Below are 12,820 nucleotides of genomic sequence, written 5' to 3' on the forward strand. Positions count from 1 at the left end.
GAAAATGATAACTGAACAACTGCACATTTCATTAAATAATCCAATCATGTCCAACCACAAGGTATATGGACAAGCGTTATTACCCGGCCTTGCTTATATAGATTTAATCTACCAAGTATTCCAGGAACATGGTTATGCATACCAAGAGCTTGAATTAAAAAACCTAACCATTTTTTACCCTTTGATCGCAGATGAGTCATATGACATTGCCCTGACCATTCACGTGTCTGAAAGAAAGGAAGGGACATGGTCCATCATCATCGACGGACAAAAACAGCATGGAGAATCACTATCTGACAAGAGACAATATGTGACTGCTGACATGCATCGTAAAGAGCAAACCGCTTTTGCCGAATCAATAGACCTTAATCAGTGGAAAAGTACAGCTGACAGGATTCTGAATTTAGATGAAATCTATGAACAATGCCGATCTCAAGAGTTAGTGCATACCGGCATGATGAAGGCGGAAGGACAGATTTATGAAGCCAAAGAGGGGGCTGTAATTGATTTAGCAGTCGGACAGGAAGCATTGCGTCATTCTGATGCTTTTCTGTTTCATCCGACGCTTATTGACGGCAGCGGCATAGGTTCAAGCTGCCTGATCTCAGATCAAACGATGTACCTGCCATTGTATTATGAATCGTTTTCTGCTTCAGAACGATTGCAAAAAGGATGTACAGCACGGATCCTCTCCTCATCTGTGCGCCAAAAGAAAGAACTCACTTATATGACGATTGAATATTTTAATTCAGCAGGACAAAAAGTGGCCGAGCTGAAACAATTTGCAGGCAAGTCTGTACGGAATATGTCAGCCTTTCATTCTGCAAAAGAAATTCAAGAAGAAAGAGCTGCTGTCTCTCAGAACATCAGTCGGGACTATCCCGCATTTGAAATGTATTTGCGTCAGCTGCTTGCTAAGCAGCTTGAAAGGCCGGCAGAACAAATGGATATCCACGCTGGGTACTATGAGCTTGGTCTGGATTCTTCGTCATTGCTTACCGTGGTTCAGGAAATTGGAGATAAGGTTGGGGCGGATCTTGCTCCGACACTGCTGTTTGAATTTACAACAATTGCAGAACTAGCTGCTCATCTTGCTGATCACTATTCAATTGGAGAGGCGGACGATGCTGTCCGCCAATCTCCTTCACCAATTGATGGTGTTACCTCTTCACCAGAGATCGGGGAGGACATAGCCATTATCGGAATGGCGGGACGCTATCCTAAGGCGAAAAATATACAGGAATTTTGGGAACAGCTTAAAGCGGGTACCGACTGCATCACAGAGATTCCAAACTCACGCTGGGAATGGAAAGAAAGCGATGGACTGGATTCACCTGCAGGCAAGCCGCTCTCGAAATGGGGCGGCTTTATCGAGGAGGCTGATTGCTTTGATCCTCAATTTTTCAGAATCTCTCCGCGTGAAGCGGAAATGATGGACCCTCAGGAACGCTTATTTTTAGAGACGTGCTGGGAAGCTATTGAAGATGCGGGTTATACACCAGAGACAATTGCTTCACCGCAGGGAGAAAATAAAAGACAGCATGTCGGTGTGTTTGCCGGCGTTATGCATAAGGACTATTCTCTTATAGGAGCTGAAGCTCTATCAGAACACAATCCATTTCCTTTATCGCTGAATTATGCGCAAATCGCCAACAGGGTCTCTTACTATTGTAATTTCCACGGCCCAAGCATGGCGGTGGACACGGTCTGCTCTTCCTCATTAACTGCGGTTCATCTGGCAATAGAGAGCATCCGGAATGGAGAATGCGAGGCCGCGCTTGCCGGAGGCGTCAATTTGTCACTGCATCCGGCTAAATATATCAGCTATGGCAGTGTAGGGATGCACTCAAGTGACGGCTATTGCCATACTTTCGGCAAAGGCGGGGATGGCTACGTATCTGGAGAAGGTGTCGGCACAGTATTGCTAAAACCGCTGCGAAAAGCTGAACAGGACGGTGACCGAATCTATGCTGTCATCAAAGGCAGTGCGATAAATCATGTAGGAAAAGTAAGCGGAATTACAGTACCGAGCCCGGTAGCTCAAGCTGATGTAATCGAAGCATGTCTAGAAAAAACAGGAATTGATCCGCGCACCATCAGCTATGTTGAAGCCCATGGCACTGGCACCTCATTGGGAGATCCGATTGAAGTACAGGGGTTAGTAAAAGCTTTCAGCCGCAATACGCAGGACAAGCAATTCTGTTCAATCGGTTCTGTGAAATCAAATATTGGCCATGCTGAAGCTGCAGCCGGCATTAGCGGCTTAACGAAGACTGTCCTGCAGCTGCATCATAAAACCTTGGTGCCGTCATTACATTCAGAAGAGCTGAATCCTTATTTGAAGCTTGATCAAACCCCATTTTTTGTCCAGCATGAAACAAAGGAATGGGAGCAGCCATCTTTTACAGAAAACGGGGTGGACGTCACATATCCCCGCCGTGCCGGTTTAAGTTCGTTTGGCGCTTCAGGATCAAATGCGCATCTTATTTTGGAAGAATATATTCCGGCAGAGAGCCATTCAGAGACGATTTTAACGAAAAATGAAGAAATAGTGATACCTTTGTCTGCGAGAAACAAAGATCGTCTGCAGGCTTACGCTCTTAAACTTCTTGATTTTCTTAGCGAGGACGTCAATCTTTTAGCGTTAGCTTATACCATGCAGGCAGGACGGGTTGAAATGGAGGAGCGTGCGGCCTTCATTGTAAAAGACATAAAAGATTTAACGGCTAAACTTCGGGCGTTTGCCAATGGCGAAGAAGAGATCGAGGGCTGCTGGACCGGACGAGCCAAGGAGAATCAGGAGGCGGCTGGGCTAGCATCGGTAAATGCGCTGAATAACAATTTGATAAGAGACAGTGAAATGATGGAAATGGCGAAAGCATGGGTTCAAGGAAAGCGGGTCACCTGGGACGACCTATACGGCGATCGCAAGCCGCTTAAGATCAGTGTTCCGACCTATCCGTTTGCAAGGGAGCGCTACTGGATCTCGGTTCCTGAAATGAAAACCAGCACTGTGAATCATATCTTACATCCGCTGGTGCACCGCAATACATCAGACTTTACTGAGCAGCGCTTTAGCTCTGTATTTACAGGCACGGAATTTTTCCTGTCAGATCATGTTGTACAGGGACAGAAAATTTTGCCGGGCGTTGCCTATTTAGAAATGGCAAGGGAAGCAGCGGAAAAAGCTGCAGGCGATCTGGACGGCGAACAAAGAGTGGTGTCGCTTAAAGACATTGTGTGGGTGCGTCCTATCACGATAGAAAGTGAACCAAAAGAAATACATATTGGCCTTTTTCCTGAGGATAACGGGGACATTTCCTTTGATATTTATAGCAGCTCTGAACATAAAGAAGAAGCCCTGACGATACACTGCCAAGGTCGCGCTGTCATTTCAGATGAAGCGGAGACTTCCATTTTAAACCTTTCATCAATACAGACAGAATGCAGCCTGGACACAGTGACGTCAGAACAATGCTATGCAGCGTTTCGAAAGATTGGGCTTGACTATGGCGAGGGCTATCAAGGGATTGAAAAAGTCTATGTCGGCAAAGATCAATTGCTTGCAAAAATCTCGTTACCCGCTTTTCTAAAAAACGACAAGCAGCATTTTGCGCTCCACCCGAGTTTGATGGATTCCGCGTTCCATGCCACAGTCGGTTTTATCGTTAGCTCAGTCAATGCCGCTGGACAAGCTCAGACGCTGTCTCTTCCATTTGCGTTACAGGAGGTTGATATTTTCAGCCCATGTCCAGAGAAGATATGGTCTTATATTCGATACAGTTCAGACAGTAAAGCGGAGAACAAAGTCAGAAAGTATGACATTGATTTATGTGATGAGAACGGACGTGTTTGTGTGCGAATGAAGGGTGCCTCGATGCGGGCACTTGATGGAGAGCAGCATTCAAAGCCGCAACTATTAACTGATTCTCAGCTGACCGGGCATACGGTGATGATCCCCGTCTGGGAACCAGTCTCTCTAGAAGCGGAGGATAATGCTTCGTTTGCTGGTAAAAGAGCTGTTTTATGCGGAGCTGCTGAAGCTGATCGGACTTTCATAAAGCATCATTATCCGCAAATTTCCTTTGTCGATATCCGCCCTGCAGATGACATTGAGGCAATAGCGGACAAACTGCAAGCGTACGGAAGCATTGACCATGTATTGTGGATTGCCCCGTCACACCGGGGAAGTATAGGTAGTGATGGACAAGAAGAAGCTGTTCTTCACTTATTTAAGCTTGTGAAAGCATGCCTGCAATTAGGCTATGGCGAGAAACAACTTGAATGGTCTCTTGTGACCGTCCAAGCGCAGCCGGTTACGCAACATGAGGCAGTACAACCCGCTCATGCAAGCATTCATGGGCTTGCCGGCACAATGGCAAAGGAATATCCACACTGGAAAATCCGTCTTCTCGATCTTGAAAAAGGCTGCACATGGCCGGTAAATCACATGTTTGCGCTCCCAGCTGACCGCCTTGGCCATGCTTGGGCCTATCGTAATCAGCAATGGCATCAGCAGCAATTGATCCCATATCGGTCCTCACTGTCAGGCGACACGCTATATCGGAAAGGCGGAGTCTATGTGGTCATCGGAGGAGCCGGGTATATCGGAGAGGCGTGGAGTGAGTACATGATCCGCCGCTACCAGGCGCAAATCGTTTGGATTGGGCGAAGTCAACTTAATGCTGCCATCCAGTCAAAAATAGACCGACTTTCGGCGCTTGGCCCTGAGCCTTTCTACATTGCAGCCGATGCAGCCGATAAGCATTCACTGCAGCAGGCTTATGAACAAGTGAAAAAACGTCATCCTCATATTCACGGGATTGTTCACTCTGCGATGGTTTTATTTGAGCAAAGCCTGGAAAAAATGAAGCCGGAAGAATTCACCGCTGGACTGGCGGCGAAGATCGATGTCAGTATTCGGATGGCCCAAGTGTTCCGCCAGGAGAATGTAGATTTTGTTTTATTCTTCTCTTCGCTTGTAGCCCATATCAAAAATGTGAAGCAAAGCCATTATGCCTCTGGCTGTACATTTGCAGATGCTTTTGCTCACCAGCTTTCTCAGAGCTGGGCATGCCCTGTAAAAGTCATGAACTGGGGATATTGGGGGAATAGTGAAGCGGCTGAGGATGAACATTATGTACAGCTCATGAATCAAATCGGCTTAGGTTTAATTGAGCCCGCGGAGGCTATGAAGGCGCTGGAAGCACTGCTTTCTGGGCCAGTCAGCCAAACAGCTTTCATTCATACGACAAAGCCTGTAGCAGTCGAAGGCGTGAATCAGAATGAATTCATCACTCTTTATCCAGAGCAACCTTCAGCAGATGCAGAGAGCCTGATGGAGCGTCTGCCGACTACGGGACGATTTCAAAGAGTGACACATGAAGAGCTTGATGATCTTCTTTACAGGCTGTTGTTAGGACAGCTGCAAACAGCCGAGCTGTTTGATGGTTATACATTATCGGTTGAACGTCTTCAACAATATAAGACTCGTGAATTTTATGGAAAATGGATTCGGCAAAGCAGCGAATTTCTCTTGCAGCATGGCTATCTTAAGAAAGTTGGAGATTCATTGGTGAGGAAGGACCAAGCAGAGGATATCGAGCTGCTTTGGCTAGAATGGAACGCGAAAAAAGAAAAGTGGCTTAAAGACAGCGAGACAAAGGCGATGGTTGTATTAGCAGAGGCCATGCTGCAAGCATTACCGGATATTTTGACAGGGAAAGTCCCTGCAACAGATATCATGTTCCCGCATTCCTCGATGGAACTGGTGGAAGGCATTTATAAGCATAACCAAGTGGCAGACTATTTTAATAAAGTGCTTGCCGATACATTATTAGCTTATCTGGATGAACGTCTGAAGCACGACCCTGAGGCATCGATTCGCATTATGGAAATAGGCGCAGGCACAGGCGGCACGAGTGCCGGAATCTTTGAAAAACTGAAACCATATCAAAAGCACATCAATGAATATTGCTATACAGATCTGTCTAAAGCATTTTTGCTGCATGCAGAAAAGGAATATGGGGCGGAAAATCCGTACCTGACATATCAGCTTTTTGATGTGGAAAAACCGATTGATCAGCAGGAATTTGAAGCGGGAGGCTATGATGTCGTCATTGCCGCTAATGTCCTTCACGCAACAAAAAATATCCGTCAAACACTGCGGCATACAAAAGCGGTAATGAAAAACAACGGAATGCTGCTGCTGAATGAAATGGCGGGAAACAGCCTGTTCCCTCACATCACCTTTGGTCTTTTGGAAGGCTGGTGGCTGTATGAAGATCCTGCAGTGCGGATTCCCGGCTGTCCAGGCTTACATCCTGACAGCTGGAAAGCGGCACTTGAAAGCGAAGGCTTTGAATCTGTCTTTTTCCCGGCCGAGGCGGCACATGATCTGAGTCACCAAATCGTCGCAGCCTCAAGCAACGGGCTGGTTCGACGTATGATGAAAAATGTGATCTTGCCGGAGAAGGTTGTTTCACAAGCGTCTAATCAGGAGCCAGCCTACATTCATACCATAGATTCAGAGGAAGCTGGACAATCGAAACATGCTCTCCTAAGAGAAAAAAGCACAGAATATATGAAAAAACTAATCGGGGAAACGTTGAAAATTCCTGCAGGAAAGATTGAGTCATCTGAACCTCTTGAAAAGTACGGTATTGATTCTATCGTTGTTGTCCAGCTGACGAATACATTGCGTAAAGAATTTGACCATGTAAGCAGCACTTTATTTTTCGAGTACCAGACCATTGACGCATTAGTGGAGCATTTCATCAAAACAAAAACAGAAGCTCTGATGAAATTAACAGGTCTTGACCGTCAAGTTCAACAACATACACCGGCCGAAAGCAGAACCCAATCTTCACAGAAACCTGATCAGGCCGCTAAAAGAACACGGCGCTTTCGCAAGCTTGGCTTCAGCGGGGAGAAAGAAACACCGACAAACACTCTTGCAAGCCGTGACGTTGCCGTTATCGGCATTTCTGGACGCTATCCTCAGGCGGAAACAGCAGAAGACTTTTGGAACAACCTAAAAGAAGGAAGAAATTGTATTGAGGAAATTCCGAAAGATCGCTGGGATTGGAAAGCTTATTACGATAAAGAAAAAGGAAAAGAAGGATCAATTTATACGAAATGGGGCGGATTTATCAAGGATATGGACAAGTTTGACCCATTATTCTTTCAGATTTCTCCGCTTGAGGCAGAAAGAATGGACCCTCAGGAGCGATTATTTCTGCAAACCGCTTATGCAAGTATTGAAGACGCGGGATACACGCCTGACTCGCTCTGTTCAAGCAGAAAAATCGGCGTCTTTGCCGGAGTCATGAACAAAAATTATCCGACTGGCTACGGCTATTGGTCTATCGCCAACAGAATATCCTATTTACTGAATTTCCAAGGCCCGAGTCTTGCAGTCGATACAGCCTGCTCATCCTCCCTGACAGCGATTCATTTAGCGCTGGAAAGCATCTATAGCGGATCGAGTGATTGTGCCATTGCCGGCGGTGTCAATTTAGTTGTCGACCCGGTTCACTATCAGAATTTATCTGTCATGAATATGCTCTCTGCTAGTGATACATGTAAATCATTCGGCGATGATGCAGATGGATTTGTCGACGGTGAAGGCGTAGGCGCCATTGTGTTAAAGCCGCTGCAGCAAGCAATAGCGGACGGTGACCATATTTACGGTGTGATAAAGGCAAGTGCCATTAATAGCGGAGGAAAAACAAATGGATACACGGTTCCAAATCCTCATGCACAGGCACAGGTGATTAAAGAAGCAATTGAGCGCGCCGACATTCCTGCCCGAACCATCAGTTATTTAGAGGCGCATGGAACAGGCACTGCATTAGGAGATCCGATTGAGATAGCGGGGTTAACAAAAGCATTCGAGAAAGATACGCAGGAGAAACAGTTTTGTGCGATCGGCTCCAGCAAATCAAATATCGGCCATTGTGAAAGTGCAGCCGGAATTGCAGGGCTGACAAAAATACTTTTTCAGTTTAAATATGGCCAAATTGCGCCATCATTGCATGCTCAGCGGTTGAATCCGAACATCGAGTTCAGCCATACGCCATTTGTCGTTCAGCAGCAACTTGGTGAATGGAAACGCCCGGTGATTGGCGGGCAAGAGGTGCCTAGGCGCGCTGGCTTGAGCAGTTTTGGCGCCGGAGGGTCCAATGCCCATATCATCCTGGAAGAATATATTCCAAGAACGGGGGCGCAAACGCCGAAAGACCATCCTCCAGCGCTGATTGTGCTGTCGGCCAAAAACATGGAACGTTTGCAAGAAAAAGCGGAACAGCTGCTTACAGCCATCAAACAAAAAAGGTACTGCGAAACAGACCTGATCAGGATCGCCTATACCTTGCAAACAGGCCGTGAAGCAATGGAGGAACGGCTGGCCTTTATAGCGGAATCACTAGAGGATCTTGAGAGAAAGCTGAACGATTTTATCGAAAACAAAGCAGACAGCCTGTATCTGGATCGCATCGATGATAACAAAAAAGCGTTAGCAGTCTTATCAGCGGATGAGGATACGGAAAAAATCATAGAAGCATGGATGAGCAAAGGGAAATACACGAAACTGCTGGATCTTTGGGTGAAAGGCTTGTCTTTCGACTGGGGCATGCTGTACGGCACCCAAACGCCTGTCCGGATCAGTCTTCCGGCATATCCATTTGCAAAAGAACGTTACTGGGCACCAGGCGCGGCAAAGGCCCCGGTGTCTATAGAACAGGATCATGATCAGCAAACAGAAGAACCTTTCAAGGTTATGACGTTTCAAGAAGTGTGGAAAGAAGAGCCGGCGACTCTCACATCGAAACGTATCAAAACGCTCATCTGTTTTCTGACTGAAAGAGAAAAGCAAAACGCATTTGCTTCAGCCCTGAAAAACGTTGATCAAGACACCAAGGTCATTTTTATATCACAGGGCGAAGTGTACAGCAAACAGTCTGAATATAGCTACCAGATTGTGCGGCAAGAACCCGTTACTTTTGAAAAGGCCTTCCAGAGCATTAAAGAAGAACTTGGAGAGCCAGATGCAATCCTCTATATGTGGCCTATGGAAGACAAGCGCTGTATAAAGGACCATTCCTGTATTGTTTACCTATTACAAGGTATGTCCGCAGCAAAGCTTCATCCTTCACGGCTGCTGCTGGCAGGATGTTTTGAAGATAGTCTTGACCGAAGTTATCTGGAATCATGGATTGGCTTCGAACGTTCACTCGGGCTTGTCCTTCCGCACACAAAAGTGACTGGAATCTTTCAGCCCGCGGAACAAGGATCGATGGATGATTGGACACGTAAAGTCTGGGCAGAATTACAGGCTTCAACTGAACAAACGGTTTTGTATCAGAATCTGAAACGATATGTAAATCACATTGAACAGACAACGATACAACCGGACAACAGCAAATTGAAGTCTGGCGGTACTTACCTGATTACAGGCGGTGTAGGAGGGCTTGGTTATTTATTTGCCAAGCATTTGGCCAAAAACTATGCCGCAAACCTGATTTTGACAGGGAGGTCGCCTTTTAATGATGAGAAGCAAAAGCAAATAAAAGAATTAAAGGATCTAGGCGGCGAAGCGATGTATGCAGAAGCAGATGTGTCTGATCCTATCGCAATGGGAGACTGCGTAAAAAGAGGGAAAGACCGATTCGGTGCCATCAACGGTGTTATTCATGCAGCCGGAATCGAGAGCGACTCTGCTATTTTTGACAAAAAGATCGAAAGCTTCCAGCGCATCATTGAACCGAAAATCAACGGCACGATAGCGCTTGATGAATGGCTTAAAAATGAAGACCTTGATTTTATGTGTTATTTTTCTTCTTCTTCTGCGGTTTTAGGGGATTTTGGATGTTGTGATTATGCGATTGGCAATAGGTTTCAGATGGCTTACGCACAATACAGAAATGAGCTGCATAACGGTAAAACGTTTGTCATCAACTGGCCTGTGTGGAAGGATGGCGGAATGAAGATCGGTGATGAGGAAACAACGGATATGTACCTGAAATCAAGCGGCCAACGCTTCCTAGAAGCCGAGGAAGGTATCCGTATGTTTGAGCACATCCTAGCTCAGCAGGATGCTCAGCATCTCGTGATAGCCGGTCAGCCCAGCCGTGTCAGCAGATTTTTAGGAATGACTGAACCAGCTATTCCAGAACCGGCCACTCAAGCCCCTCTAGCACAAGAAAACAAGGATGAGGTAAAAACACTAAGCATTGAAAAGCGTTTAGAACACGACTTGAAAGAGCATATTCACACATTGCTTAAGATTTCAAAGGACAAGCTGAATTTGAACAAAAATTGGGCCGACTTCGGATTTGATTCGATCTATTTGGCTAAATTCTCGAACGTGTTATCAAAGCATTTCAACATCGAAGTGACACCGGCTTTATTTTTCGGCTATTCAACTTTACAAGAATTGATCAGCTTTTTCTTAACCGATCATAAAGAGCTGATTGAAGCATTTTACCGGGATGATGCATCAGAGGCGCAAAAGCCCCCTGAAGCTTATGCAGTAATTCCTGTAGCTTTAGAACCAGAAGCCAGTAAAAAAAGCATTCGGCAGGTTCACGATGAGCCTATTGCCATTATCGGCATGAGCGGCAGGTTCCCTCAAGCTGATTCGGTCCATGAGCTGTGGGATAATCTGAAAAACGGTAAATCGTGTATCTCTGACATTCCGGGCGAACGCCGGGACTGGGGGAGAGCTAACAGAGATCCAGAAAAAGCAGTGCCAAGGTGGGGTGCATTTTTGAAGGACATAGACCGGTTTGATCCGCTGTTTTTTCAAATATCGCCTAAAGAAGCCGAAAGCATGGACCCGCGTCAGCGCATTTTTCTAGAGGAAGCATGGCACACGTTTGAAGACGCCGGCTATATGGGAGATCGGATAAAAGGAAAATCCTGCGGTGTTTATGTAGGTGTGGAAGAAGGGGAATATGCGCATCTAACCGGAGATACGGATTACATTAACGGAACACAAAACGCCACATTGTCTGCGAGAATCGCATACGCATTGGATTTAAAAGGGCCTAATATGGCTTTGACAGCAGCATGTTCATCTGGACTGGTGGCGATTCACCAGGCATGTTCAGCTCTGCGTCAGGGGGATTGTGAAATGGCTTTAGCGGGCGGCGTCAGCTTGAATATTTCTCACATGTCTTTTGAGGCGCTGACAAGGGCCGAAATGCTGTCTCCGAACGGACAATGCAAAGTGTTTGACCAGGATGCCAATGGTCTTGTGCCAGGTGAAGCGGTGGCTGCTGTTCTCTTGAAACCATTATCAAAGGCAATTGAAGATAAAGATCATATTTATGGCTGCATCAAGGCCAGCGGCGTGAATTACGATGGCAAAACCAACGGCATTACTGCGCCAAATCCTTTTAGCCAGGCAGAATTGATCGAAAACATTTATGAAAAAAATGAAATCAATCCGCTCGATATTCAATATGTGATGGCGCACAGTACCGGCTCGAATCTTGGTGATCCGCTTGAGGTCCAAGCGTTAACGAGCGTGTTCAGCAAATATACGAAGCAGAAGCAATTCTGTATGATCAGCTCAATTAAACCTTTAATCGGACATACATTTGCAGCGTCAGGAACGGTTGCTTTAATCAGTATGCTGATGGCTATGAAAAACCAGATCATTCCGGCCACTCATCACTGTGAATCGGAAAACCCGTATATTCCGTTTAAAGAAAGCCCATTTGTGCTTTGCAAAGAAAACCGTTCGTGGATCAAGAAAAATCAGAAGCCGAGGATGGGAACGATCAGCACGACTGGAATCAGCGGCACCAATGCACATGCAGTCATTGAAGAATACATTCCGGATGATCAGCCGTCCACACAGCGGCATCAAGGGTCACCGCAGATCTTTGTGATTTCAGCCCAAAATGACGATCGGCTTCAGGATGCTGCCTGCCGCATGATTGCGTATCTGGAGCAGAATCATAACCTTTCTTTACCTGATGTGGCATATACGCTTCAGGTTGGGAGAAAAGCCATGGAAGCAAGGCTCGCGATCGTTGCAAACAATCAGGAGCAATTGGTGCGAAAATTGAAGGAATATGTGGAAGCAATGAAGAATGGTGGGGTATCAGGCCAACAGAGATCCCTTTATACAGGATATACAGAAGGGATTTTAGAAGAACAAGATGAAGCAGTTCTGCAAGCTCTCGCAAAAGAAAGAAATTTGGAAAACATCGCGGAATGCTGGGTGAAAGGATATCAGATTCCTTGGGAACTCCTTCATGATGGCGATGACGTTCGGATGGTTTCTTTACCTGGTTATCCATTTGCAAGGGAACGGTATTGGATTTCGTCAGGCACTCAGCAATCAGAGGCCGTTAAACAGCATTCACAAGATATGAAAACAGAGATTGACGAGCCGAATGGCAAAACCCATATTCAAAAGATCATTGTTCAATTTTTAGCACGAGAATTGGGCATATCTGAGGATCGAATCAATTTCAAAAGAAACTTCCTGGATTATGGGATGGATTCAATTCTTGGCCGAAAATTGATGCGGCATATCGAAAAAACCACGCAGCTGAAGATGGCCGGCCGGGAAATCCTTGAATGTCAGACAGTCCAAGCTCTATCTGACCATTTGGCCTTAAAAGCGGAAAAACAAAATCATAGCGCAGCAGCACATCACATAAAGGGCACGTATACAGACGAGCAAATCATTGGATTGATGCAAGAGGTGGCGCTAGGGAAATTGGATTTTAAGAGTGTGCAAAACATCATAGAAGGGAGTAAATCGTATGAATCATAAAGAAATTCTCGATGCCTTCAGATCAGG

The 12,820-nt window shown here is 46.0% G+C and carries 1 protein-coding gene; it reads left to right on the forward strand.

Annotated features, from left to right (window positions below; translation table 11 throughout):
• The first annotated feature begins 4 nt into the window (after positions 1–4).
• Entirely contained in the window at positions 5–12,793 is a 12,789-nt protein-coding gene (gene pksM, locus QF06_RS07645; protein WP_003245093.1) for a polyketide synthase PksM, read from the forward strand.
• Positions 12,794–12,820 lie beyond the last annotated feature (27 nt).

Source organism: Bacillus sp. YP1, from assembly GCF_000877815.1.
GTDB classification, from domain to species: domain Bacteria; phylum Bacillota; class Bacilli; order Bacillales; family Bacillaceae; genus Bacillus; species Bacillus subtilis.